The following is a 25,578-nucleotide window of genomic DNA, read 5'->3' as shown; positions in this document are numbered from 1 at the left end:
CTGCCGCCTGCGTACCGGGCGCCCGCTCAGGCCATGCCGGGATTGCCGGCTGCGCCGACCAGGGTCGGGCTGTTGAGCTTGCGCGCCGCGATATGGGCCGGACCGCTGCCCTTGGCCTGGCTCCTGAACCACTGCTCGACCAGATCCCAGACCGGCTTGCTGCCGGCCTTGGCGGCCTCCTCGCCGACCGGCGCCCAGCCGGCCACCTTGTAGGTCTTGTCGGCCTCTATCGCCTTGCCGCCCAGGCGCATCTCGCTGATGCGTGCACCCATGCCGGCCTCGGGCGTGCAGCTGTAGCTCAGGCCGCCGACCCGCACCATATCGCCGCCCTGCTGGTAGTAGGGGTCGGGGTTGAAGAGGTTGTCGGCCACGTCCTCCAGCACCGTCTTGATCATCGCGCCGCTCATCTCGGTCAGCGTGGTGTGCGGATAGGTGATGGCGGTCTGGTCCATCAGGAACTCGCGCGTGATGGTCTGGCCCGGCAGCAGGCTGGTGCCCCAGCGGAAGCCCGGCGAGAAGGCGATCTCGGCCCCCTGCACCTCCATCAGCGCATCGCACAGCAGCTGGTCCCAGCTGCCGTTGAAATTGCCGCGTCGGTACAGCAGGCCGTCGGTGATGGCCAAGGGTTCGGCCAGGCGGGCCTCGAAGGGCGCGCGCACCTTCTTGATCAGCGCCGCCATCTCGGCATCGGCCGGCAGCAGATTCGCAAACACCGGCAGCAGCTGGTACTTGAGCTCGGCGGCGCGGCCGTCCTTGACGCGGATGTCCAGCACGCCGAGGAACTTGCCATTGCTGCCGGCATTGGTCACCAGGGTCTGGCCGCCGCGGTTCTTCACCGCCACCGGTACCGGCACACCGTCGTGGGTGTGGCCGCCGAGGATGGCGTCCAGGCCGCTGACGCGCGAGGCCAGCTTCAGGTCCACGTCCATGCCGTTGTGGCTCAGGAGCACGACCACCTGGGCGCCCTTGGCGCGCACCGTGTCGACGAGCTTCTGCAGCTCCTCGTCGCGGATGCCGAAGCTCCAGTCCGCCACCATATAGCGCGGGTTGGCGATCGGCGTGTAGGGAAAGGCCTGGCCGATGATGGCCACCGGCACGCCGTTGATTTCCTTCAAGGTGTAGGGTGCGAACACATCGTCGCCGAAGTCCTGGGTCTTGACGTTCTGGGCGACGAAGTCGATCTTGCCCTTGAAGTCCTTCTCGACGATCTCCTGCACGCGCTGCTGGCCATAGGTGAACTCCCAGTGGCCGGTCATCACGTCGACGCCCAAGAGCTTGCAGGCGTCGACCATGTCCTGTGCATTGGTCCACAACGAGGTCGCCGAGCCCTGCCAGGTGTCGCCGCCGTCCAGCAGCAGGGCGCCGGGCCGGCCGGCGCGCAGGCGCTTGACCAGGGTGGACAGATGGGCGAAGCCGCCGACCTTGCCATAGCGGCGCGCGGCGCGCTCGAAGTCCAGATAGCTGAAGGCATGGGCCTCGCGCGTGCCGGGCCGCAGGCCGGCGGCCTTCAGCAGGTGTTCGCCGACCAGATGCGGCAGCCGCCCCTTCAAGGCCCCGAAGCCGAGGTTGACACTGGGCTCGCGGAAATGGATGGGCAGCAGCTGGGCATGGCAGTCGGTCATGTGCAGCAGCGAGACCACACCGGGGCCTTTGAAGGGCGCCGGCGCATCGTAGGGCGTGGCCGCCTGGGCCTGGCGCGCGAAGCCGAAGCCGGCCACCGAGGCCGCACCCAGGACATTGAGCAGATCGCGTTTGCTGAGGTTCATGATGGGCACGGCTCCGCTGGCCCCGCAGGGCCGATGAGTAGATTCAGAAGGCCTACTGGGTGTTGACCGGCGACTTCGGATCAAGCAGCAGGGCCATGATGTCGCGCATCTGGCCCTCGTTCAGCACGCCGGCATGGCCGAAGCGCGGCATGCCCGAGCAGGCGCTGTAGGCCTTGGCGTTCCACAGCTTGCCCCAGGTGTACTGCACGATGGCGGCCGTCTCCGGCGCCGCCGGGTCGCTGACGCCGCGCAGCTTGCCGTACTGGTAGAGGCTGGGGCCTATGGTGCCGAACGAGATCTCGGCCTTGCTGATCTGGTGGCAGTTGTAGCAGTTGCCGCCGCTGGGCGCGCCGGCCGCATCGGTCCAGGTCATGCCGCGGCCGTTCTGCGCCAGCTTCTCGCCCTCGCGCCAGTCGCCCAGATACTGGCCGTTGGCCGGCCACTTGATCGAGGCCAGCGCCTCGGCCTCGATGCGCTTGGTCGTCGCCTCGTCGGGCTGCTTGTCGCTGGAGCAGGCTTTCTGTGCCAGGTCTTGCTCGATGCGGTCGAGCTTGGCGATGCCCTGCTCGCGGAAGGAGCTCTTCACCATCGCCAGCGCCTCGGCGTCCAGCTCGGCCGCGCTGGGCAGGCTGGCGCAGCCGACCAGCACCAGGCCCGCAGCGGCCAGGCCGCCCCAGAAAATTGCATTTTTCTTGTTCATCATGAGCGGCTCCTTCAACGCTTGATCGACGGGGCGATCGAGACCGCGCCCTTGCTGTTGATGCCCATATAGCTGGCCAGCGCCACCGTCACGTCCGAGCCATAGCCGGGGAAGGGGAAGCGCTGCTGGCGGAAGCAGTCGTTCAGGCGCCGCTGCATGCCCCACAGCTCGCCGCTGGAGACGCGGTAGGCCGGCCAGGCCGCGAAGCCGATGCCGTCGCCGGGGTTCTTGGTCAGGTCGGGCAGGTCCTGCAGGCGGATGCGCTTGCCGGTTTCGCTGTGGCAGGAGGCGCAGGCAAAGTCGTAGGGGCCGCCGCGGAAGAAGAACAGCCGCTTGCCGACCTCGTACATCTTCTGCTCCTGCGCATGGGCCACCGGCAGATTGAACTTGAGGCCGCGCGACTCGGCGGCGATCCAGGCCACCAGGCCCTCGATATTCTTCTGCTCGTCGGCGCCGAAACGCGTGGCGGCGATCTTCTTCGCATCCAGGCCCTGCAGCGACTCCATACAGCTGAGCAGCCGCGACTCCAGATCCTGCACCCGGCCGGTGTCGGCGAAATAGCGCGGCAGCTCGACAAAAGCGCCCTTGACGACGCCCGGGCCCTTGCCCAGATCGCAGCGCTCCATCGAGGCATTCTTGGGGCCGCGCTTGTGTTTCCAGAGCTCCTCGCCCTTGGCCTCGAACAACTCGGCCGGGTTGCCGTCGGCCAGCATCGCGCGGTACTGCGCGATCGCGTCGGCCGACGAGGTCTGGGCCTGGACGCAGCTGGCCGCGAGCACGCAGCCCAGGGCCCATGCCGACTTGCGCATCGTCATCATGCTTGTCTCCTTTTGCTGTTCGGACCCGGCGCAGCCTATCAGGCCACCGTCGCTTCGTCGCTGCGCTTCTCGCCCTTGTTGTCGACCCAGTTCACGGTGATCTTGTCACCGGCCTTGGCGCCCTTGACGGTGAACTGCAGGAACGGGTTCTTCGACACCGCCGGGCCCCATTGCGCGGTCAGCACGGTCTTGCCGTTCAGCGCGGCCGTCACCTCGGTGATGTGCCAGGCCGGGATGGTCTTGCCGGCGGCATCCTTGCGCTGGCCGGTTTCCATCTCATGACTCATCAGCACACGCACCACGGCGTTGCCACCTTGCGCCTGGGCGCGAATTCGCATCGGATCTGCCATCTTGGTCTCCTATTCTGATCAGCCGCCGCAGCCGCCAAGTGTTACTTTCACTTCCTTCTGGGCGAACAGCACCTTGTTGTCGCCGGTGATCGCCACGGCGAACACATTGGAGGTCTGGCCCATCTTGACGCGCGTGCTCATGCTGGCCTCGACCGCATCGCTGACGTCGAAGGAGGCGGCCAGGATGTTGGGATTCTTCTCGACCAGCAGCAGCAGGCGCTTGACGCCGGCGGCCGAGCTGGCCACACCCAGCGGCACGACGGCGCCGTTCTCTGCGATATCGGGGCCGGTCAGCGTGACCTCCTTGCTCTCGGTCGGCTTGCCCAGGCCCAGAGCCTTGAGCATCTCGTCCATGGACTTGGCATCGAAGGCGGCGCGGTTGAAGGCGGCGGCCTGCGCCTGCGCACTCAGCGGCAGGGCGGCGGCCAGCAGGCCGGCCACCAGGGCGCTGTGTTTCATCATGTCTCGGCGGGTTTGCATGGAGTCTCCTTATCGGGGGGTGGACGGTATTGTCGGGTGTAGGCGGGGGGTTTGCCGGGCAGGCTTGTGCGAGCTACGGCTTGGCGCCGGCCGCCAGCCAGGCGGCGATGGCCGCCAGATCGGCCTCCGGCAGGGCCTGCGGCGGCATCGGCACCGCGCCCCAGACGCCGGCGCTGCCGCTCTTGAGCTTGGCCGCGTAGTACTCGCGCGCGTCGCTGCGGTCCTTGTACCTGGCCACCACCTCGCGGAACGAGGGACCGACCACCTTGCTGTCGATCTGGTGGCAGGCCATGCAGGCATGCTGCTGCAGCAAGGCGCTGACCGGCTTGGCGGCGGCGGCCGGTGCCGGTGGCGCCTTGGGCTGGGTGTCGACGCCGCGCTGCGGCCCGACCAGGCGCTGCTGCTGGGCCAGATTGCCATGGGCGTCGCGGGCGAAATCGGGCAGATAGGACGCGACCTTGGCCTCGGGCGCACAGTTCTTCACACAGGCCGAGCCCTGCACATCGGGCTTGGCGCCGGCCGCGAACTCGGCACCGGGCCACAAGGCATGGCGGGTCGATTTGCCGTTGCGGTTGGGCAGGCGCTGCTGTACCTCGGCGATGTTCTTGTCCGAAAGCTCGCCGTCTGCGGGCAGCACATCGGCCAGCGACAGCATATAGGCCGTCACCGCATAGACCTCGTCGGGCTTGAGGGACTTGGGCGCGGTCCAGGGCATCGCACGGTTGATGTAGTCCCACAGGCTGGAGAGCTGGGAGACCTTCATCATCGTCGTGCGGCCGGGGAAGCTGTTGTCGCGCAGGCTGGCGACACGGCCGTTCTTGATGTCCTCCTTGGTGGTGCCGCCGATCAGCGGGCTGAACACCTCGTTGGACTCGCCGAACACGCCGTGGCAGCCGGCGCATTTGGCCTCCCAGAGCTCCTGGCCCTGGGCCACCGTGCCACGCCCGGGCGGCAGACCCTTGAAGTCGGGCCGCACATCGATGTCCCAGGCCTTGATCTCGGGCTGGGTGGCGCTGCGGCCTATGCCCTCGAACGCCTGCACCGAGGCAAGACCTGTCACCAGCGCCAGCGCGACGCTCAGCGCTTTAAGAGAGCTGGACATTCTTGACCTCCCCGCTCTCCTGCACCAGCCAGGTCTGGATCGCATTGTTGTGATAGATCGAGCGCCGGCCACGCACCGCACGCAGCTGGGCGTAGTTGGGCTGCACATGGCCGGTCTCGTCGGTGGCCCGGCTCATCACCAGGGTCGCCTGGCCGGCCCAGACCCAGTCGAGGTTGAAGCGCGTCAGGCAGCGGTCCAGCACCGGGGTCTCCAGCCGGGCCGGCCGCCAGTTGCGGCCGCCGTCGACCGAGACATCGACCTTGGCGATCTTGCCGCGGCCCGACCAGGCCAGGCCGCTGATGTTGTAGAAGCCCTTGTCCAGCAAGACCTGCCCTCCGCTGGGCGTCGTGATCACGCTCTTGACCTCCTGGATCGAGGTGTACTGGCGGTGCAGGCCGTCGGGCATCAGGTCGATGTAGTGGATGTTCTCGTCCTTGCTGGCCCAGGGCTGGTCGCCGACCTCGATGCGGCGCAGGTACTTGACCCAGCTGACGCCCTGCACACCGGGCACCACCAGGCGCAGCGGATAGCCGTTCTCGGGCCGCAGCATCTCGCCGTTCTGGCCATAGGCCAGCAGCACCTGGCCGCTCCTGACCAGCTCCATCGGGATGGTGCGCGTCATCGCCGAGCCGTCGGCGCCCTCGGCCAGCACGAAGCGGGCGCGCTTCAGGTCGACGCCGCACATCTCCAGCACATCGATCAGGCGCACGCCGGTGAACTCGCTGCAGCTGAGCATGCCGTGGCTGTACTGCACGGTGGGCACGGCCACATTGCCCCACTCCATGCCGGTATTGGCGCCGCATTCGATGAAATGAAAGCGCGAGACGCTGGGCAGGCGCATCAGCTCGTCCATCGTGAACACCATCGCCCGCTTCAGCATCTTGTCGTCCGAGCCGTTGACCATCAGCCGGTGCGTGCTGGGGTCGATGTCCCACCAGCCCTGGTGATGGCGCTCGAAGTGCAGGCCGCTGGGCGTGACGATGCCGAACATGCCCTGCAAGGGCGCAAAGGACACCGAGGCCTGGCGGGTCTGCGTCAGGCCCGGGCTCTGGCGACGCTGCAGATTGCTCTCGTACTTGGACGGCTTGCCATAGCCCTCCAGCGCCACCGGCTGGCCCAGGCTCAGCGCATGCGGCGGCAGGTTCAGGATCTGGGGGTCGCCGCCCTCGGTCGGCACCGCGCGCGCCGCGCCGCTGGCCAGCGCCGCACTGGCCACCGCGAAGGCGCCGCGCAGGAAACTGCGCCGCTCGGCCGGTGCCTGCTGCTGCATCAGGGCCAGGTCTTGCCGGCTGAGGAATCCCTCGGGCGCCCGCCGCAGCCGGCCGGTCTTCTCGTTCATGGTCTGCTCTCCTTCAGGCCCGGGCCATCAGCAGCCGCTCGGCGGGCTCGACCGACTGCGGGTCGTCCATCTCGATCGCGATCTGGGTGCAGACCGCGCGGCACAGCGCGACGGCGCGCTCGTTGCTGACGCGGTAGAACATCTGCACCCCGTCGCGACGCCGCGCCAGGATGCCGGCGCGGTAGAGATGGCCGAGGTGCTGCGACATATTCGGCTGCGTGGTCTCGATCTCGAGCAGCAGGTCCGACACGCTTTTCTCGCCGTTGCACAGCGCGCTGATGATCTTCAGCCGCAAGGGCGTGGCCATCAGGCCGAAGAGCTCGGCGGCGATCTCGTACACCCGGTCGGCCTCGGCCGGCGGCTCTGTCTGGGGTTTCATGGCTTCACATCAATATATAAGCAATTACTAATTTATACCTCTTGAGCCCGATCAAGCCTGGGATATACCCTGGGCGCTACGGCCACCGCACGAGGCTCGCCCCCATGCACAATTTGGCTCACCGCCATTGCCTTGCAGTCCGGCATCGTGAAACTCCCGTTCAGCGCCGCCAAGCACCTCGCCCCCGCCAGCAGCGGGTCGGTGAAGACACGCACGCTGGCCGTGCTGGCCCTGGTCGGCCTGCTGGGCGTGGCCCTGGCGGCCTGGCTGCGCGCCGGCCATGAGGCCAGGCTGGACACCGAGCATGTGCTGGGCATGGCGCTGCAGGATCTGTTGCTGGTGCTGGCCCTGGGCCTGGCCAGCGTGCTGATGCTGGAGCGTCTGCTGCTGCGGCCGTTGCGCCGCCTGGCCGAGCGCGCCCACAGCTTCGATCCCAGCCTGCCGCCGAGCTCGCTGTCATGGCCTGACACGCAGGGCGGGCCGCGCGAGCTGCACCAGATCAACAAGGCCTTCGAGCGGGTGCATCAGAGCCTGGGGGCCCAGCTGCAGCAGGAACAGTCGGAGGCCGCGCGCCTGCGCAGCGAGGTCGAGCAGCACGGCCGCGTGCTGGCGCAGACGCAACAGGCGCTGGACGCCGCCCGGCGCGAGCTGGCGGCGCTGAGCCGCTCCGACACCTTGACCGGCCTGGCCAACCGCCGCGAGTTCGACGACGCCTTGCGCCGCGAGTTCAAGCGCGCCCAGCGCCAGCACAGCCGGCTGGCGCTGGCGGTGATGGACCTCGACAGCTTCCGGGCCTACAACGAGCAGCAGGGCCGGGCCGCCGGCGACGCGGCGCTGCAGGCCTTTGCCAAGCTGCTGGGCGAGCGCTTCAAGCGCGACACCGATGTGGTCGCGCGCCTGGGCGGCGAGGAGTTCGTCGCGCTGCTGCCGGGTTTCGATATGGAGATGGCCCAGGGCCTGATGGAGCAGCTGCGCGAGGACTGGCGTGCGCTGGCGCTGGCCCATCCGGCCAGCCCGGCGGCCGACAAGATCCTGACCGTCAGCATCGGCCTGGCGGCCTACAGTACCAGCCATCCCTATCTGAGCCCGCAGGCGCTGCTGCAGGCGGCCGACGAGGCGCTCTACATCGCCAAGCACGCCGGCCGCGACCGGCTCAGCCTCGCGGCTTGAGGGTCTACCGTCCTCTGGACTGCGCTTCGTTGAGCTGCTCGCTGACGCGGCGTGCGGCGCGCAGCACCAGGGTCTCGTCGAGCTGGGCCTGGGGCGCGATCGCGTGGGCGACCTCTTCCAGATCCGCCGGCTTGTTCATCAGCACCCAGGCGATCGCCGAGATCGCGCAGATGCTGCGGCGCTGGGCCGCCTCCGGGATCAGCAGGTTGTCCTGGATCTGCACATGGTGGCGCACGCTGGTGACCGCCGCCGGCGCCAGACCCCAGCTCTCGCACAAGGCCGCGCCCAGCGCGTCATGGCTGACGCCGAAGGCCGTGTGCTCCAGCTGCACCAGCTCGGCATCGGTCTGCGCGGCGCGCAGCATGGCCGGGTAATGGGCCGAGGCATGGCGGTAGAGCACCGCCTTGCCGCATTCCTCGAACAGGCCCGCCGAATGCGAGGCCCAGGGGTCCACACCCAGCATCTGGCCCATGCGGCCCATCAGCAGACCGCGCTGCGAGGCACGGGTCCAGACCGGCTCCAGCTCGGCGGCCGGCGGGAACGCGGCGCGCAGCCCCATCTCGAAGGTGATGGCCGCGACCTCGCGCATGCCCAGATAGGTCAGCGCCTGGTGCACGGTCTGCACCCGGCCCTGCAGGCCATAGAGCGAGGAATTGACCGCCTTCAGCACGGCGGCGGCCAGCGCCATATCGGTCTCGACCAGGCCCGAGATCGCCGGCAGGTCCACATCTTCCGCCGCCATCAGCAGCGACAGCTTGACCAACACCTCGGGCTGGGTGGGGATCTCGATGTCCAGGGTACGAAGTTGTGGATCGACAGGCATTTTTTCGCTTCACCAGAAGTATGTCCGCATCTTAGCGGCACAGCGCCGCCACGGACACCATGCCTTGATCGGGTGGGCCCCGTCCATCGGCTCGCGATGGACGGGGCGGGGCGGCCTCAGACCGAACCGTAGTGCAGCACCACCGCGCGCACCTGGTCAAGCCCGATGCCGGCGTCGCGCTTGAGCGCGCTGAGGGCGTAGGCACTCAGGACCTCGTGCCCCAGGGCCGCCACCGCCGCCGGCACCTCCACCCGCAGACCACCGGCGTCGTCAAAGCTCAAGCGCAGCACGCTGGTCTGCCGGGCCGACAGCAACAGCATCGCCTCGCCGCTGTAGCGCAGGCCGGCCGCCTGCTCCGGCAGCGGCGTCGGCGCCTGCGAGCCCGGCAGCACCGCCAGGCTGTCGCCGAGGTCGGTCAGCAGATAGCGGCCCAGCGACTCGGGCTGCGCCGCAGCGCGCTGCGAGAACACCGGCACATCGGCACGCAGCGGCTGCTCCAGCGCCGGAGCGTCGACGGCGATGCTGTACTGGCCCGCACCGTACAGGGCCTGCTCGGTGTTGAAGCCGGCATTGGCGCCGCCGCTCACGAGATCGCTCGCGACGCCCATATCGGCGCCGTTCAGAACAGTAACAGCCATCCCGGCGCTTGATATGGCCTGGGTACCGTTGCCATGCTGCGGCTTGACCAGCACCGAGGTCCTGGCATCGCTGGCCGGCGGCGCATCGATGCTGGCCAGCGCGTGGAGTCCCTTGCTGTCGAGGCGGTAGTTGGCGGCATCGGCACCGCTGAGCTGCACGGCGCTGATCGCAACCGGCTTGTCACGGCCCGCGGAAGGGTCGGCAAAGCGCCCCTGTGCGGCCACCAGCACCTGCTCGCCGGGCAGAACGCCGGCCACGCGGATCTCGCGCACCTCGGCCTCGCTATTGCCGTCATAGACCTTGCCGGCGACGACGATGTGCTCGGCGCTGAGCAGGCGCTGCGTGATGTCGCCCTTGGCGCTGCGGCTGCCGGCGTCGAGCTGGTAGTTGCCGGCATCGGCGCCCTTGAGCGCCAAGGTCACGGCCACATCCTTGCCGACCCCGACGTTCTTGTCGGCGAACTGGCCGCTCAGATCCGCCGCCACCGCGTCGCCCCCGATCAGGCCCTGGAGCGCGCCGCCGCCGACGCTGGCGACGGTGTTGCCGTCATAGACCTTGCCGGCCACCGTCACCGCGCCGGCGCTGATGCTCTTGCGGCTGATGTCGCCCTTGGCGATCTGGCTGCTGCTGTCGAGCTGGTAGTTGCCGGCATCGGCGCCGCTCAGCGCCAGCGTCACGGCCACATCCTTGGCCGAGCCGGCGTTCTTGTCGACGAACTCGCCGCTGAGCGTGCCGTTGACGGTGTCGCCGGCCAGCAGGCCCTGTAAGGTTCCACCGCTGACCGTCGCGCTGCGGTTGCCGTCATAGACCTTGCCGGCCACGGTCACGGCCCCGGCCATGATCTGCCGGGGTGTGATGTCGGCCTTCAGGCTCAGCGTCTGGGTGTCGAGCTGGTAGTTGCCGGCATCGGCCCCGGTCAGCGCCAGATCGGCCAGCACGGTCTTGCCAACGCCGACGTTCTTGTCGGCGAACTGTCCACTGAAGCTGGCGGCGACAGCATCGCCATCGACCAGGCCCGCCAGCACGCCACTGCCATTGAGGCTGGCCGTGCGCTGGCCGTCATACACCTTGGACGCTGCCGTCACGCCACCGCTGACCGAGATGGTCTTGCGGGTGATGTCGCCGGCCCAGGACTCGGAGACCATCTCGTAGCCATAGACCTGCACCGCGCCATTGCGAGCAGTGATCGTGGCGGTCTTCACATGAACCGCCTTGTTGCCCACGTTCTTGTCGGCGAACGCGGCCGTACCGTCCTTGACGCTGACGATGTCGCCGTCGATGCCGGCGCTGACGGTCATCTGCTTGTCGTGCAGCGTCAGCGAGGTGTTGCCGTCATAGACCTTGCTGATGACCCCGGACAGACCCACGATCACCTGGGCGGTCCTGCTGTAGAGCAGGCCATTGCCGCTGCCCAGCACGGTGTCGCCGACCCTGGCCTTGTACTGCTTGAAGGCCGGCGCCAGCCCACCGACGGTGTCGCGGGTCGGGTCGCTGGAGTAGACCTCCCAGCTACCGCCGGTGGCGCTCAGCGCGGCGGAGCCGACACGGTTGTGGAAATTACCCCCGGCGGCCAGCAGCAGCGGCCTGGCCGCGTTGCCGGCATTGCCGGCGCTGACGGCCCGGTCCAGCACCAGATCGGCGCCGGCACCGCTGAGGCGGATGTCCACGGTCTTGGCCACCGTCACGCCCGCCAGGCCGTCCGCCGTGCCGACGGTCAGCGCCCGGCCGTTCGTCAGCTTCAGATCGGCCGCCTCGGCGGCCAGTTCGCCCAGCTGATGGCTGCTTGTGTTCAGCGTGGCGTCGCCGCTGGTGCGCAGGGCCAGCTTGGCGGCCGTCAGCACGCCGCTCGCGCTGATGGCCTGGCCGCCGCCGGTGCTCAACGCCAGCGTGCTGCCGGCGGCCGTCACGGCCCCGTTCAAGGCCAGCGCGCTGTTCTGGGCATGCAGACGGACATGGCCCTGGTTGGTGATGGCATGGTCGGTGCGCAGCTCGCGGCCGCGAATCTCCAGCTCACCGACGGCCAGGTTCAGATCCCCCATCGCTTCCAGCGTGTTGCGGTCACTGCCGATCACCAGCTTCTTGACGCCATTGAAGCGGGCCAGCGAGGTCTCGCCCAGGCCGCCGAAGCTGTTGCCGAAGAAGATCAGCGCGTTGCCATCACGCGTGTCGTAGGTGATGGTGGCCGCGCCATGGCCCGACAGCTGGGTGCTGGCGTCGGCGCTGGTCAGCTGAGCGCCGCGCAGGTTCAGCGTCGCGGCGCTGTTGTTGAACTTGATCGGTGCGTTGACGCCGATGGTCTGCCGGGCCGTCAGATTCACGGTCGGCGCGCTGCCGGCCTTGATCTCCAGGCCGGCCAGGCCGTCCACCGTGCCCAGGCCGAAGCTGCCCATGCGGTTCGGGGCAATCGTGGTGTCGCCGCCGACCTTGAGCGCCAGCTTGTTGAAGTCGAAGCTGGCGTTGCTGATCTCGGCACCGCCGCCGGCCGTGATGGCCAGATTGGCGGCCGCCACGCCGCCATTGATGCCCTCGACCCGCGCGCCGCTCATCAGATGCACCGAGCTGGCGGTGGTGCTGATGTCGCTGTCGAACACCAGATTGCCCCCGTCGACACGGCCTATCGCCAAGGTTGCGGCATTGACCTGGCCGATCACCGAATTGTTCAGGCCGGTGCCCAGGTGCAGCTCGTTGGCCGCCGTCATCTGGCGTATCGTCACCTTGCCGGCACCGCCGTTGGCCGTCACGGCCTTGCTGATATTGACCGTGTCGCCGGTCAGCGTGAGACCGCCGCCGGTATTGGTCAGGGTGCCAGCCGTGATGTCCACGGTCTTGTTGACCATCTCGAAATGGCCGCTGGCATTGAAACTGAAGTCGCTGGCCACGCTGATGGTGCCGGTGCCGTCCTCACGGCCTATGGTCAGGTTCTTGATGCCCGGCAGCTTGGCCAGCGTCGTCGCCGAGGCAAAGCCGCCGGCATCGCCCAGCACCATATTGGTGGCCTTGTCATGGGGCTCCAGACGCAGCGAGGCGGTGCTGAGGTTGTTCAGCGTGGCGCCGCCCCAGTCGATGCCGCTGGCGCGCAGGGTCAGCGTGCCGGCGCCGGTGTCCAGGTTCACGCCCACATTGCCGAACCTGATCAGGCCATCGGTGTGGATGTTGGCACCGCCCTTGAAGGTGAAGGCGGTGTTGACCTCCAGGTCGCCGCTGGCGCTGATGGTGCCGGCCAGGGTCTTGGGGCCGTTCGGGCCATGGCCGCCATAGGCCGCGTTCTCGTTGTCGAAGAACAGCCGGCCGGCGCCCAGCGTGATGCTGGAGTTCAGCACCACGCCCTCGTTGCCGGAGGCGATGTAGAGATTGCCGCCCCGGGTGTTGACGGGCGCATTGAGGGTGAAACTGCCACCGGTCATGGCATCGGAATCGGCCCAGATGCGCACATAGCCGCCGTTGGTGCTCAGCGAACCGCCCACCGTGACGCCATCGGCGCCGAACAGCGTGATCGAGGCGGCGCCGGGCGTGCCGCTGCCGACCTGGGTGACATCGTGGACGGGCAGACCGCCCGGATTGCTGCCGCTGCCATGGGCGATCATCTGGGGCGCGTTGATGATCTGCCCGGTGTCCTTGCCGCCGGCCACCAGCATGATGCTGCCGCTGCCGGACACCTCGACCGTGTTGTCCTTGTTGGCGAATGTAATGTTGCCGCCCACGCCGCCGGTCTCGACGCGCAGGCTGACGTTGTTCTGCATGCTGAGCTTGCCGTCGCCGCCGTTCTGGTTCAGGTCAGCGAAATTGATGTTGCCGCTGGCCTGCAGCAGCACATTGGCCGACTGCGCCTCCAGGTCTTTCTCGAACACCTCGCTGCCGCCCACGCCGCCCGAGCCGCTGCCACCGCCCTTGACCGTGATGGTGGCCGGATCCAGCAGCAAATCACCGGTGCGGCCCTTGGCGGCCCGGGCGTCGGTGCGGCCGCTGTAGTTCAGGGTCTGCTTGCCCGACACCTCGGCGCGGCCGCCGTCACCGCCCTGGCTGCCGCCCTTCACCTCTATCGTGCCGGCGAAGCGGGTCGCGTCGTCCGACCAGAACACCACCTCGCCGCCCTGGCCCTGCCGGCCTCCGTTGGCACGCGCCGTCACGCCGGCATCGGCCGTCACCGTCGTGGCATTGCGCTGGCTGGCATCCTTGCCCTGCCAGCCGCCGCCCACATGGATCTGCCCTCCACCGGCCGCGCCGCTGGCGTCCAGCGTTGCGCCGCCGTCCAGCCGGATGTGCTCGCCGCTCACGCGTATGCGTCCGCCGCCCTCGCCACCGCTGGCGTCCAGCCGGCCGCCGACATGGACCTCGCCCTGTGCGCCGCCGTCGAGCAGGATGCGCCCGCCCTGCTGGCTCAGGCCCTGGGCCTCGATCACCCCCTCGTTGTTCACCACGCTGGCTCGCACCGCACCGGCCGCCGCCGCGCTGAGCTGCACCAGACCGGCGCTGAGCCTGCCGCTATTGCCCACATGGGCGTCCAGCGCGGCCCGCTCCACCGTCAGGCTGAGCAGACCGTCGCCGGCGAAGTCCAGGCTCACCGCGGCGCCCGCGCCCAGCAGGGCGCTGCCGCCCGGGGCCTGGATGCTGCCGCTGTTCTCCACCTGGGGCGCGATCAGGGCCACCACGCCGCCCTCGGCCGCGCGCAGCCCGCCCTCGTTGCGCACCGCGCCCGCCACCGCGCCGGCCTCGAAGCGGCTGCGGCCGGCCAGGAAGTCTGCATCGCTGATCGCCAGCGAGCTGGCCACCAGGCCACCCACATCGACGCTGGCGCCGCGCCCGAACACCACCCCGTTGGGATTGACCAGCCAGACCTGGCCATTGGCCTGCAGCTTGCCGAAGATGGCGCTGGCGGCCCCGCCGGTGACGCGGTTCAGCGCCACGCTGTCGCTGCCCGGCTGGACAAACTTCACCTCGGCCTGGCTGCCGATGTCGAAGCTGCTCCAGTTCATCACCAGCTTGTGGCTGGACTGATCGATCTGCAGCTGCTTTCCGGTCTGGCTCAGCTGGGCCTGGCCGGCAACCACGCTGCCGCCGCTGGGCAGGGCCCCGGCCGCCGGGCTCTGGGCGGCCGCGCCGCCGCAGGCCAGCAGGCTGGCCAGCAGCAGCGCGCCCGAGGCGCGCTTGCCGCGGCCGGTGGTGGTCTCGGCCACGGCCACATAGGCCTGGGTCCGCTCGTTCCAGATCAGTCGATAGGTGTGATTCAGCGATGAGTTCATGGGAATTCCTGGTGTTGTTGGGGTTGCGCTCAGTAGTTCAGGCTGGCCTGCAGCCACAGGCGCGAGCGCGCGCTGCGGCCATCGGCGTCCAGGCCATTGGCCTGGCGGCCGGCATTGCCGCCCACGGCACGGGCCCAGGCGGCGCGCATCTGCCAGCGCTCGGCATAGAGATTCAGGCCCAGACCGACACCGCCGAGCTGATAGCCATTGGGTTTGCCCGCCGCCAGGGCCCCAGCCCAGGGCGAGGCATGCAGGCTGACGCGGCCGCCGTCGACAAAGGCCAGGGCCTGGCCGCGCAGCCGCTCGCCGGCACGGAACTCGCGCCGCAGCTCGACGCTGCCCAGCCAGCCGGCGTCGCCGCTGCCCTCGCCAACCGCATAGGCCCGCACACCGCCGGGGCCGCCCAGGCCGAACTTCTCCGAGGAGTCCAGATTGCCGCCGGCCAGCTGCGCGCTCAGCGAGCCATAGACCGCCCAGTCGCCGGCCGCATCCAGCGCCTGCGTGCGGGCCAGCCGCAGCGAGGCCTTGCTGTAGCCGCCCTGGGTGCGCGCCGTCAGGCCGTCGACGGTCTGGTCCAGCGCATTGCCGGCCAGATTGAGCTTGCCGGCGCTGCCGCCCAGCGACCACTCGGTCGAGCCGCCGGCGCCCAGCTCGTCCCAGCGGTTGCCGAACAGCGCGAACTGCAGGCGCTGCAGGCGCCGCTCGCGCAGATTGCCGCTGGCGCTGTCGTCGCTGAGCTGCTTGGCCTCGATGTCGAGCTGGGCCCAGACATTGCCGGCCCGGCTGCGCTGCAGCGGGTAGCTCAGCCCGGCGCCGACGCTGCGCGCCTGGCCATGCAGGTCCAGCGTCTTCAGCTCGGCGCCGATCTTGTAGGCCAGCAGCGAGGCGCCCAGGCTCAGGCGCAGGCCCTGGGGCGTCAGCGGCAGCACATAGCTGGCGCTGGCCGCCTTGTTGCCGGTGCTGGCGCTCAGCGACAGGCCCAGGCTGTCACCGCGCTGCAGCGGATTGGCCAGGCTCAGCAGCGCGCTGGCGCGGGCCGCGCCGGTGTAGCGGTTGCTGAAGTTGTCGAGGCTGACGTTGCCGCGCAGCGCCGCGGTCGGCTCGGCCTTGAGCAGCAGCCGGCTGCTGCCGGGCTCGCTGCCGCGCTCCAGGGTGGAGCGGGCGCTGACGCCGGCCAGGTCGTTGATCAGCAGCAGGGCGCGCTCCAGGTCCTCGCCCCGCACCGGGCCGGCCGGCAGGGCCGCCTGGGCGATGGCATTGAGCTGGGCATCGGCCACAGGGCTGCGATTGCCCAGCTGCACCCGCTGCGGCCCGGACTCCAGACGCCCGGCCAGCACCGCGATCTCCAGCTCGCCCTCGCTGAGGTCCTGGCGCGGCAGATAGGCCCGCGCCAACATGAAGCCCTTGGCCTGCAGCCGGCTCGTCACCCGGCCGGCCAGCGCCTGCAGCTCGGCATGGCTGAGGTGCTGGCCCAGCGCGCCGGCCACCCAGGCCTGCAGCTCGGCCGCATCGGCCAGGCCCTCGGCGCCGCTGAAGCGCACCCGGCTGATCAAGGCCTTGAAACCGGCGTTCCGGTCCAGCGCCGTGGCCGGCGCCTCCGCGGGGCGCTGCAGGGCCGGACGGCCCGGGCCGCTGTTCAGGCGCTGCTGTTCATTGAGCAGCTGGCCGGCATCGGGCGCCGCCGCCAGGGCCATCGGGATCAGGGCCATGCCGGCCAGACCGAACTTCTTTTTCTTGGACGCCATCAAAGCCTCCGCTGTTACACATGGCGGCTTTATCGGGCGGCGGCAACGGAGCGGGGTTTGCCAAAAACACCGCCTTCTTTGCTGAAACAGATAAGCGGGGCGGGCGGCGGGTTTATCGGCGCTTCGGCCGTGCGATAGGCGGCACAGCCACTCACTCGGGGGGCTGAGGCCGGTCACGCCGGCTCAACGACAATCGTGAACTATGTCTCAATTTGTATCTGACGCCGCAACTGCCAGCGCCGAGCCGCCCCTGCTGCTGCTGATCGATGACGTGCCCGAGGAGCTGCGCTGGCTGACCCAGCTGCTGCGTGCGGACTACCGCCTGGCGCTCGCGCCCAGCGCCCAGGCCGGCCTGCAGCGCGCCCAGGCGCTGCGGCCCGATCTGATACTGCTGGACATCACGCTGCCCGATATGGACGGGCTGGCCCTGTGCCGCCTGCTGAAGGCCGACCCGCTGACCGCCGCCATCCCGGTGCTGTTCCTGAGCGCACACAGCGCCCCGGACTTCCGCACCCAGTGCCTGAGGCTGGGCGCCGTCGACTACATCTGCAAGCCCTTCCACCCGGAGGAGGTGCTGGCGCGGGTCTGCGTCCATCTGCAGCTCGCCGCGCAGATCCGCCAGGGTCGCGGCGATGCCGCCGACACCAGCGCACCGCGCCATCCCGAACAGCCGCTGCTGCAGACCGCCATCCGCTATATCCGCGACCATCTGGCCGAGCTGCAGAGCGTCAGCCTGGTGGCCCAGCAGGTGGGCATGAGCGAGAAACGGCTGCTGGCCCTGTTCCGCAACCACCTCGGGCAGACCGTTTCGGGCTTCATCAGCGACGAGCGGGTGCGCGTCGGCCAGCGCCTGCTGGCCGACACCTTGATGAGCGTGCAGGACATCGCCTTCAGCGTCGGCTACAGCAACCCGGGCAATTTCGCCACCGCCTTCCGTGAACGGCATGGCTGCAGCCCGCAGAACTACCGGGAATCGCTGCGCAAACCCAGCCTGATCGCCTGATGCGCGGAAAGCTCCAGGCTTGGCGCTGCGGCGCGGCCTTGCTGTGGCTGCTGCTGTGCAGCCAGGCCTTCGCCGCGCCCTGGCTGGCGCTGGCCGAGTCCGGCGCGGGGCCGCAGGCCCTGAACTCGGCGCTGCGCCTGCATGTCGACCGTGACGCCAGCCAGGGGCCGGCGGCCATCCAGGCCCTGCCCGAATCGGCCTGGATGGCGGTCGATGAGCGCCGCCTGACCCCCGGCTACAGCGCCGAAGCCTACTGGTTGCGGCTGCAGCTGCACAACCCCGGCAGCCAGCCCCAGCTGCGCTGGCTGCTGCTGCGCCCGGCGCGGCTGGAGAGCGTCAGCCTGTACCAGGCCGGTCCCGCATCGGACGGCCTGCTCCTGCGCCGGGCCGGCACCGACCAGCCCTTTGCCGCGCGCGAGCTGCCGCTGCGCGAAAGCGCCTTCGTGCTGACGCTGGCCCCGGGCGAGCGCCAGACCCTGTGGCTGCGCGTGGCCAGCCGCAGCGCGATCGCGCTGGACCTGAGCCTGTGGCCGCGCGAGACCTTGCTGCGCCACGAGCAGACCCGGCTGTGGCTGGACGGCATGGTGATCGGCTTCGCGCTGCTGCTGATGGTGGCCACCCTGCTGATGGGCCTGGCCCAGCGCGAGCGGGCTTACGCCTATGTGGCGCTCTATCTGGGCGCCTTCGTGTTCTACGAGAGCGGCATGCGCGGCACCGCCTTCATGCTGTTCTGGCCGCAGGCCACCGACTGGGCCGTGCGGGCGCTGGGCAGCTTCGGGGTGCTGGCCCATCTGTTCGAGCTGGCCGCGCTGACCCGGCTGCTCGACACGGCCCGGTTCCAGCCGCGCTGGCATCGCGGCATGCAGGCGCTGGCCCTGCTGGACGTGCTGGCCCTGGGCCTGTGCTTCTGGGGCGACTACCGCCTGGGCACCACCATGGCCAGCCTGCTCAATGCCGGCCTGGGCCTGCTGATGGCGGTGGCCTGCGTGCGTGCGGTGCGGCAGCGCCGCCCGCTGGCCTGGGCCTGGGGGGCGGCGGTGGCCCTGCATCTGATCGGGCTGCTGCCACGGGTGTTCAGCCTGCTGGGCTGGCAGCCCCATTCCAGCCTGGTCGACTACGCCCCGCCTTTTGTCGGCCTGCTGGGTTGCCTGGTGGTGCTGCTGGCCATGCTGCAGCGCGTGCGGCGCCAGCGCCTGCAGCATGAGGTGGCGCTGGAGACCGCCGTGCAGCTGCGCACCCGCGAGCTGCTGGCCGCCAGCGCCCGCGCGCAGGCCAGCGATGCCGCCAAGGGCCGGCTGCTGGGCTATCTGGGCCATGACCTGCGCGCGCCGCTGGCCTCGGTGGTGCAGCTGGCCCGGCGGCTGCAACCCGATGCCGGCTTCGAGCAGGACCGGCGCGCCATCGAGCATGGCAGCCAGCTGCTGCTGGAGATGATCGACGAGCTGCAGCGCTTTGCCCGGGCCCCGACGGCCAGCGCCGCCCCCGAGGTGCTGACGGCGCCCTGCTATCTGCACGGCCTGCTGCTGGAGCTGCATCAGCAGGCCCAGGGTCTGGCGCGCAGCAATGGCAACCGGCTGCGCCTGCGGCTGGCGCCGGCGCTGCCCAGCGTGCTCGAGCTCGACGCCAAGCGGCTGCGCCAGGCCCTGTTCAATCTGCTCTCCAATGCCGCCAAGTTCACCCGCGATGGCCAGATCACGCTGGGCGCCGACTATCGCGAGGGCCGGCTGTGCCTGACGGTCGCCGACACCGGGCCCGGCATCGCCTCCGCCGACCAGGCCCAGCTGTTCGAGCCCTTTGTGCGCCCGGCCTCCAGCAACGGCATCCCCGGCCTGGGTCTGGGCCTGAGCATTGCCCGCCAGACGGTGCTTGCGATGGGCGGCAGCCTCCAGCTGCACAGCCGGCCCGGCGAGGGCTGCCGCTTCGAGCTCAGCATGCCCGCGCCGAGCGCCGAGGAGGCCCAGGTCGACTGGCCGGCACTGCGGGGCCTGAGCGCCGCACCGCTGCTGGACCAGGGCCTGGCCCTGGTGCTCGACGCCTGCGACAGCGCCCGGCAGGCCCTCAGCGAGCGCCTGAGCCTGAGCGGCTACGACTGCCTGCAGGCCGCGTCACTGGCCGAGGCCATGGCGCTCGATACCTTTGGCGTCGAACCCGCGCTCTTGATCGTCGAGCCGGCCAGCCTGCCCCAGGGCGATCTGCAAAGCCTGGCGGCGCTGCGCCGGCGCCATCCCGGCATGCGGCTGATCTGCTGCAGCGCACGGCCGGCGCCGGACGCCCTGCTCTACAAGCCGGCGCCCGAACACGCCTGGTGGGCCGCCATGCAAACCCTCAGCGCAGGAAGGCATCCCAGCCCGTCTTCAATATCAGCGCACTGACCACGACGACAAACATCCCGCGCACAAAGCCCGCGCCATGTTTCAAGGCCATGCGCGTGCCCAGCAGGCTGCCCAGCACATTGGTGACGGCCATCACCGCCGCGATATGCCACCAGACATGGCCCTTCATCGCGAACAGCAGCAGGGCCGCGGCATTGGTGGCCGTGTTCAGCAGCTTGGCGCTGGCCGAGGCGTGCAGGAAGTCGAAGCCCAGGAAGCGCACGAACAGGAAGACGAAGAAGCTGCCGGTGCCGGGGCCGAAGAAGCCGTCGTAGAAACCGATCACCAGGCCGATGGCGCTGGCCAGCCAGGCCTCGCTGGCGCCGCTGTGGCGCGGCGCATGTTCGCGGCCCAGGTCCTTCTTGGCCAGGGTGTAGATCAGCACCGCCAGCAGGATCAGCGGCAACGCCTTGCGCAAGCCGCTGGGGTCGACCAGCGTGACCGACCAGGCGCCGGCGAAGCTGCCCAGCAGCGCGGCGCCGGCGGCCGGCAGCAGGGCATGCCAGGGCAGGGTGACGCGGCGCGCGAATTGCGCCGTGGCCCAGGCCGTGCCCCAGATCGCGCCGCCCTTGTTGGTGCCGAACAGCGTGGCCGGCGCGGCACTCGGAAAGACGCTGAACAGCGCCGGCACCAGCACCAGCCCACCACCGCCGACCACGGCATCGACAAAACCGGCCAGCAGGGAGGCCAGGGCGACGGTGACAAGCTCAAGCATGCGACGTGATTCCGGACGGCAACAATAAAACGGGCACCATCAAGGTGCCCGCGAATGGTGACAGTGTCACTGAAATCGTTCGAATTGCTTTGAATTGCTTGCTTTGTTTGTCTCCTCAGCCCCGCCTAGCAACCGCTGTTCGCACAACGACTGCATCGAGTGAGATGGAATGTAGGGATTCAAAGCCATGCACGCACTTGGGGTTTTCACTTGTGACAAAGCTCTTTTTTGGTGCGTGAGCAGGCGCTCACTGTTCCGATCAATGCCTTCAAGCATGAAGATGTCATTTTTCTGACACGCACCCATCGCGACGATCCCGGCGGGGATCGCGCAAATTTGCGGCGCCCGGCGTGGTGTGGATGCCGACAAGCGCGGTCGCCGGAATGGGTTTTTTCCGGGCTTGGCCGGCTGCGGCGCATGGAAAGATCGCTGCATGCGCTTTTCATCCATAACGGCCCTGATCCTGCTGCTGGCCGGCTGCGGCGGTGGCAGCTCCGGCGGCGATGCCGCCCCTCCTCCTGTGACGCCTGCGCCAACGCTGAGCCTGCCCGGCACCGCGCTGAGCGCGGCCGAGCTGGCGGTGCTGGTCGCCGAGGGCGATACCTTGTCCGAGGCCATCGCCAGCCACTACCAGACGGCACGCGGCCTGGCGGCGAGCCAGCTGATACGGCTGCGGCTGCCGAGCCGGTCCGATGTCATCTCGGCGGCCGACTTCGCGCTGCTGAAGGCCGAGATCGACGCCAGGCTGCCCGGCACCGCGCAAGCGAGCCTGCTGACCTGGACCGCGCCGTCGCGGGTGGCCGGCCCCAGCTGCTCGATGAGCATCACCAGCGCGCTGGCCCTGGGTTTCGACGAGCGTTACTGCTCGAACCGCTGCAGCGCCACCGCCGCCTCGCCGCTGTACGACTCGGAGTCGCGCCGGCCCTGGAGCGACCACCGCATCCGGCCGGCCATGATGCTGGGCGCCCGCACGCTGGAGGCCGCCCAGGCCCTGATCGCCCGCGGCGTGGCCGCCGACGCCAGCCAGCCCGGCGGCGACGGCTATCTGCTGCGCAGCAGCGATGCGGCGCGCAGCGTGCGCTACCCCGACTATCTGGCACTGCCCGCCGCCTGGGCCGGCCGCCTTCGGCTGGAGCATCTCGACAACGCGGCCGGCAGCGGCAGCGACAGCCTCAGCGGCCGCAGCAACGTGCTGTTCTACTTCACCGGCCTGAGCCGGGTGCCGGGTCTGGCGGGCAACAGCTTCCGCCCCGGCGCGGTGGCGGACCATCTGACCTCCTTCGGCGGCCACCTGCCCGACGGCCTGGGCCAGATGCCCGTCACCGCCTGGCTCGATGCCGGTGCGACGGCCAGCTACGGCACGGTCGAGGAGCCCTGCAATTTCACGCAGAAGTTCTCGCGCGCCTCGGTGCTGATCGACCATTACTACCGTGGCGCCAGCCTGATCGAGGCCTACTGGAAGTCGGTGCAATGGCCGGGCCAGGGCCTGTTCGTCGGCGAGCCGCTGGCCCGGCCCTTTGCCGACACGCCCTCGTTCACGATAGACGGCGGCCAGTACCTGATCAGCACCCGCGCGCTGCGCCCGGGCAGCGCCTACGCGCTGGAATACCAGGACAGCGCCGGCGCCTGGATCGCGCTGGCCGGCCTGACGCCGGAACGTGCCCAGATGCAGACCCTGCGCGCCCCGCTGCCGCCGGCCGGCACCACCCGGCTGCGCTGGGTCGGCCCCTGCCCCACCGACAGCGCGCAGCGCTGCACGCTGGCGAGCAGCAGCTGAGCCGGCGCCCGGCGACTCAGTCCAGGCTGATGCCGGCCTTCTTGACCAGCTTGGCGTAGCGCTCCTGCTCGCTGCGGAAGAAGCTGGCGGCCGCTTCCGGCGTCGTCGGGTTGATCACATTGCCCTGCCTGGCCATCGCCTCGCGGACCTCGGGCGCGGCCAAGGCCGCCGTGAACGCCGCGTGGAAGCGCCTGAGCTGGGCCGCTGGCAGCTTGGCCGGGCCGACCACCGCGAACCAGCCCTCGATCGCATAGTTCGGCAGGCCCTGCTCGGCCACGGTGGCAATCTCGGGCGCGGCCGGCACCCGCGCAGCGCTGCCGACGCCGATGGCGCGCAAGGCCCCGCTCTTCAGATGACCCTGGATCGAGGGCAGGGACAGCACGCCCAGGTCGACCTGGCCGCCGATCAGGTCGGCCACCATGGGGCCGACGCCCTTGTAGGGAATATGGCGCATCACGACACCGGCCTCGTCGACAAACATCTCGGCGCCCAGATGCAGGATGGTGCCGTTGCCCGAGGAGGCGTAGTTGTAGACATCGGGCTTGGCCTTCAGCAAGGCCACCAGTTCCTTGACGTTGGTGGCCGGCAGCTTGGATGGATTGACGACGAGCACAAAGGGCGTCGCGCCCACCACCATGATGGGCGTGATGTCGTTCAGCGCATCGAAGGGCATCTTCTTGTAGACGCTGGGATTGACCACATGGTTGTTCGAGACCACGCCCAGGGTCAGGCCATCGGGCGCGGCCTTGACCAGGGTCGCCGTGCCGGTGATGCCGCCGGCCCCCGGCAGGTTCTCGATCACCACCGCCTGGCCGCCCAGCGCCTTGGACAGCGCCGGCGTGACGGCGCGGATGATGGTGTCCACGCCCGAGCCGGCACCGACCGGCAGGATCAGGCGCAGCGGTTTGTCGGTGGCGCTGTCGGCATGGGCACCGCCGACAGCGAGGAGGGCAGCGAGCGCCACCAGGGCGCGGCGGTTGAGCAAGCTCATGGTTTTTTGTCTCCGGTTGTTGTTGTGTCGGGCGAGCGTCAGGTGATCGGTGCTTTCAGGCGGGCAAGAATCTCGTCGGTGTGCTGGCCGATGCCGGGCAGCGGCATGCGCACCCCCGGCCGGCGCCCGCCCATCAGCAGCGGCAGCAGCACGACATCGGTGGAGCCGCCATCTTCCGTCTGCATCGGCGCCAGCCCGCCGCTGGCGCGCAGATGCGGATCGTCCAGCAGCTGCTCGGGCCGCATGATGGGGGCGTAGGGCAGGCCCACGGCCTCCAGCGCGGCGCTGAGCTCGCCGATCTCGCGCGTCTTCAGGCTCTCGCCGAGTTGTTCCAGCAGCTGCGGCCGCAGCGCGACGCGCTGCGCATTGGTCTGCAGCGCCGGATCGGCGGCCAGGTCGGGGCGGTCCAGCAGACGGCACAGGGTCAGGTATTGCTTGTCGCTGACCGCGCCGATGAAGAGCTGCTCGCCGTCCTTCAGGCCGAAGACGTCGTAGACGCTCCAGGCCGAGACCCGCGAGGGCATGGGCGGCGGCGGCTCGCCGGTCATCGAGAACTGCTGCATATGCTGGGCCGACAGGAACACGCAGTTCTCGAACAGCGCGCTCTGCACCTCCTGCCCACGGCCGGTGGCCTCGCGCTCGCGCAGCGCAGCCAGCACGCCGATGGCGCCGAACATGCCGCCCATGATGTCGTTGACCGAGGTGCCGGCCCGCAGCGGCCTTCCCTTCGGACCGGTCATATAGGACAGCCCGCCCATCATCTGCACCACCTCGTCGAGCGCGGTGCGGTGCTCGTAGGGCCCGGGCAGAAAGCCCTTGTGCGAGACATAGATCAGGCCCGGTTGGGTGGTGGACAGGCTCTCGTAGTCCAGGCCCAGGCCGCTCATCAGCCCGGGGCGGAAGTTCTCCAGCACCACATCGCTGGCGGCGATCAGTTCCTTCGCGGTGGCGCGGCCGGCCTCGCTCTGGATGTCCAGCACGACACTTTTCTTGTTGCGGTTGAAGCTGCGAAAGAAGCCGATGCCCAGACCCGGCAGGCGCCGCGTCTTGTCGCCGCCGGGCGGTTCGATCTTGATGACCTCGGCGCCGAGATCGGCCAGGATCATGCCGCAGGTCGGGCCCATCACCATATGGGTGAACTCGAGCACGCGGATACCGGCCAGCGGCAGTGGTCCTTGATCTTCGGTCATGCGCTTCTCACATCCATGGTCTTGGGCAGGTCGGCGCGCCAGAGGCTGCCGTGCAGCGGCTCGCCCTCCAGCCAGCCGGCGACGCGCCGGCGCAGGGCCAGCAAGGCATTCAGGTCGACGCCGGTCTGGCAGCCCATGCTGGCCAGCATGAAGGCCAGGTCCTCGGTCGCGGCATTGCCGCTGGCGCCGGGCGCATGGGGGCAGCCGCCGATGCCGGCCAGCGAGGCGTCGAAGCGGGTCACGCCGGCCTGCAGCGCCGCACAGACATTGGCCAGCGCGAGGCCGCGGGTGTCGTGGAAATGGCCGCAGCAAAAGCGCTCGCCGGCGATCTTGCGCGCGGCCTCGCAGAGCTCGCGCACCGCGCGCGGGTCGGCAAATCCCACCGTGTCGGCCAGGCTGACACGGTCGGCGCCGGCGTCCAGCAGGGCCTGCATCAGGCGCAGCACCTCGGCCGGCTCGACCCGGCCCTGCAAGGTGCAGCCGAAGGCCGTGCCGACGCCGCCCTCGATCAGGGTCCGGCTGCCGGCCGCGTCGCGGGCGGCGCGGATGCGGCCCAGCTCGGCGACCACTTCGTCCGGGCTCTTGCGCAGATTGGCCTGGCTGTGCAGCGCGCTGGCCGACAAGGGCAGGATCATCAGGTCGGCAGCGCCGGCGATGGCCGCCTCGGCGCCGCGCAGATTGGGCACCAGCACCGAGACGAACAGGCCGGGCAGCTCGCGCTTGGCGTGGCTCAGCAGCTCGCCGGTGTCGGCCAGCTGCGGCAGCAGCCGTGCCGGCACGAAGGAACCCACCTCGATCTCGCGCACGCCGGCCGCGTATTCGGCGCGCAGCCACTCGAGCTTCTGCGCGGTGGGCAGCACGCGCTGGATGCTTTGCAGGCCGTCGCGCAGGCCGACCTCGCGGATCTGAACCGTCTGGGCTGTCATCGGTCTTGTCTCCTTGATGCCCGGACTCTAGAGATTCCCACCAGCTTCACAAG

General features: G+C 69.6%; 20 protein-coding genes. 4 read left to right on the top strand and 16 right to left on the bottom strand.

Annotated features, from left to right (window positions below; all coding sequences use genetic code 11):
- Positions 1–26 precede the first annotated feature (26 nt).
- The 8 genes from soxB to ABGI63_RS04395 all read right to left on the bottom strand — a co-directional run bounded on the left by soxB (position 27) and on the right by ABGI63_RS04395 (position 6,934).
- Positions 27–1,766: a thiosulfohydrolase SoxB gene (soxB, locus tag ABGI63_RS04430; protein ID WP_349741238.1), complete on the bottom strand. Its 1,740-nt coding sequence runs from the start codon at positions 1,764–1,766 to the stop codon at positions 27–29.
- 52 nt (positions 1,767–1,818) lie between these two features.
- A complete protein-coding gene (gene soxX, locus ABGI63_RS04425; protein WP_349741707.1) occupies positions 1,819–2,466 on the bottom strand; it encodes a sulfur oxidation c-type cytochrome SoxX in 648 nt (215 codons plus the stop codon).
- A 14-nt stretch (positions 2,467–2,480) separates the two neighbouring features.
- Positions 2,481–3,281 (bottom strand): sulfur oxidation c-type cytochrome SoxA, encoded by an 801-nt coding sequence (gene soxA, locus ABGI63_RS04420; RefSeq protein WP_432767384.1) that lies wholly within the window; start codon positions 3,279–3,281, stop codon positions 2,481–2,483.
- A 41-nt stretch (positions 3,282–3,322) separates the two neighbouring features.
- A complete protein-coding gene (gene soxZ, locus ABGI63_RS04415) occupies positions 3,323–3,634 on the bottom strand; it encodes a thiosulfate oxidation carrier complex protein SoxZ (RefSeq protein WP_266005304.1) in 312 nt (103 codons plus the stop codon).
- Between the two features lie 18 nt (positions 3,635–3,652).
- Complete coding sequence (soxY, locus tag ABGI63_RS04410) at positions 3,653–4,114, bottom strand: thiosulfate oxidation carrier protein SoxY (protein WP_349741237.1); 462 nt, start codon at positions 4,112–4,114, stop codon at positions 3,653–3,655.
- Between the two features lie 73 nt (positions 4,115–4,187).
- A complete protein-coding gene (locus ABGI63_RS04405; RefSeq protein ID WP_349741236.1) occupies positions 4,188–5,216 on the bottom strand; it encodes a c-type cytochrome in 1,029 nt (342 codons plus the stop codon).
- On the bottom strand, positions 5,200–6,555 hold the full coding sequence (gene soxC / locus ABGI63_RS04400) for a sulfite dehydrogenase (RefSeq protein WP_349741235.1): 1,356 nt from the start codon (positions 6,553–6,555) through the stop codon (positions 5,200–5,202). The genes ABGI63_RS04405 and soxC overlap by 17 nt, the downstream gene beginning before the upstream one ends.
- A 13-nt stretch (positions 6,556–6,568) precedes the next feature.
- Positions 6,569–6,934, bottom strand: coding sequence for an ArsR/SmtB family transcription factor (locus ABGI63_RS04395; protein WP_349741234.1), 366 nt, complete (start codon positions 6,932–6,934; stop codon positions 6,569–6,571).
- A 147-nt stretch (positions 6,935–7,081) separates the two neighbouring features.
- Between ABGI63_RS04395 and ABGI63_RS04390 the strand changes: the two genes are divergently transcribed.
- On the top strand, positions 7,082–8,104 hold the full coding sequence (locus ABGI63_RS04390; RefSeq protein WP_349741233.1) for a GGDEF domain-containing protein: 1,023 nt from the start codon (positions 7,082–7,084) through the stop codon (positions 8,102–8,104).
- A gap of 4 nt (positions 8,105–8,108) precedes the next feature.
- On the opposite strand, the gene ABGI63_RS04385 is transcribed toward ABGI63_RS04390, so the two are convergent.
- The 3 genes from ABGI63_RS04385 to ABGI63_RS04375 all read right to left on the bottom strand — a co-directional run bounded on the left by ABGI63_RS04385 (position 8,109) and on the right by ABGI63_RS04375 (position 16,551).
- A complete protein-coding gene (locus tag ABGI63_RS04385) occupies positions 8,109–8,927 on the bottom strand; it encodes an HDOD domain-containing protein (RefSeq protein ID WP_349741232.1) in 819 nt (272 codons plus the stop codon).
- A 116-nt stretch (positions 8,928–9,043) separates the two neighbouring features.
- Entirely contained in the window at positions 9,044–14,806 is a 5,763-nt protein-coding gene (locus ABGI63_RS04380) for a YDG domain-containing protein (RefSeq protein ID WP_349741231.1), read from the bottom strand.
- Positions 14,807–14,835: 29 nt separating this feature from the next.
- Positions 14,836–16,551, bottom strand: coding sequence for a ShlB/FhaC/HecB family hemolysin secretion/activation protein (locus ABGI63_RS04375; RefSeq protein ID WP_349741230.1), 1,716 nt, complete (start codon positions 16,549–16,551; stop codon positions 14,836–14,838).
- A gap of 202 nt (positions 16,552–16,753) precedes the next feature.
- On the opposite strand from ABGI63_RS04375, the gene ABGI63_RS04370 reads away from it, so the two are divergent.
- Positions 16,754–17,554 carry a response regulator gene (locus ABGI63_RS04370; RefSeq protein ID WP_349741229.1) on the top strand — a complete coding sequence of 267 codons (801 nt, stop codon included), beginning with the start codon at positions 16,754–16,756 and terminating at the stop codon, positions 17,552–17,554.
- Positions 17,554–19,926, top strand: coding sequence for a sensor histidine kinase (locus ABGI63_RS04365; RefSeq protein ID WP_349741228.1), 2,373 nt, complete (start codon positions 17,554–17,556; stop codon positions 19,924–19,926). Before ABGI63_RS04370 ends, ABGI63_RS04365 begins: the two co-directional genes overlap by 1 nt.
- Here the strand turns inward: ABGI63_RS04365 and ABGI63_RS04360 are convergent.
- Positions 19,880–20,641, bottom strand: a complete 762-nt coding sequence (locus ABGI63_RS04360; RefSeq protein ID WP_137945528.1) for a sulfite exporter TauE/SafE family protein — start codon at positions 20,639–20,641, stop codon at positions 19,880–19,882. The two genes, ABGI63_RS04365 and ABGI63_RS04360, sit on opposite strands and share 47 nt — an antisense overlap.
- 66 nt (positions 20,642–20,707) lie before the next feature.
- A complete protein-coding gene (locus ABGI63_RS04355) occupies positions 20,708–21,091 on the bottom strand; it encodes a hypothetical protein (RefSeq protein WP_349741227.1) in 384 nt (127 codons plus the stop codon).
- Here ABGI63_RS04355 and ABGI63_RS04350 point away from each other — a divergent pair.
- Positions 21,075–22,418, top strand: a complete 1,344-nt coding sequence (locus ABGI63_RS04350) for a TIGR03790 family protein (RefSeq protein ID WP_349741226.1) — start codon at positions 21,075–21,077, stop codon at positions 22,416–22,418. The genes ABGI63_RS04355 and ABGI63_RS04350 overlap by 17 nt on opposite strands.
- A gap of 16 nt (positions 22,419–22,434) precedes the next feature.
- On the opposite strand, the gene ABGI63_RS04345 is transcribed toward ABGI63_RS04350, so the two are convergent.
- The 3 genes from ABGI63_RS04345 to ABGI63_RS04335 are packed head-to-tail and all read right to left on the bottom strand — an operon-like array spanning position 22,435 to position 25,525.
- Positions 22,435–23,409 (bottom strand): tripartite tricarboxylate transporter substrate binding protein, encoded by a 975-nt coding sequence (locus ABGI63_RS04345; protein WP_349741225.1) that lies wholly within the window; start codon positions 23,407–23,409, stop codon positions 22,435–22,437.
- Between the two features lie 38 nt (positions 23,410–23,447).
- Entirely contained in the window at positions 23,448–24,599 is a 1,152-nt protein-coding gene (locus ABGI63_RS04340; RefSeq protein WP_349741224.1) for a CaiB/BaiF CoA transferase family protein, read from the bottom strand.
- A complete protein-coding gene (locus ABGI63_RS04335; RefSeq protein ID WP_349741223.1) occupies positions 24,596–25,525 on the bottom strand; it encodes a hydroxymethylglutaryl-CoA lyase in 930 nt (309 codons plus the stop codon). The genes ABGI63_RS04340 and ABGI63_RS04335 overlap by 4 nt, the downstream gene beginning before the upstream one ends.
- Between the last annotated feature and the right edge of the window lie 53 nt (positions 25,526–25,578).

Source organism: Roseateles cavernae (genome assembly GCF_040187885.1).
Taxonomy (GTDB): Bacteria; Pseudomonadota; Gammaproteobacteria; order Burkholderiales; family Burkholderiaceae_C; genus Roseateles_E; species Roseateles_E cavernae.
This window is presented reverse-complemented; position numbering and strand designations above follow the sequence as displayed.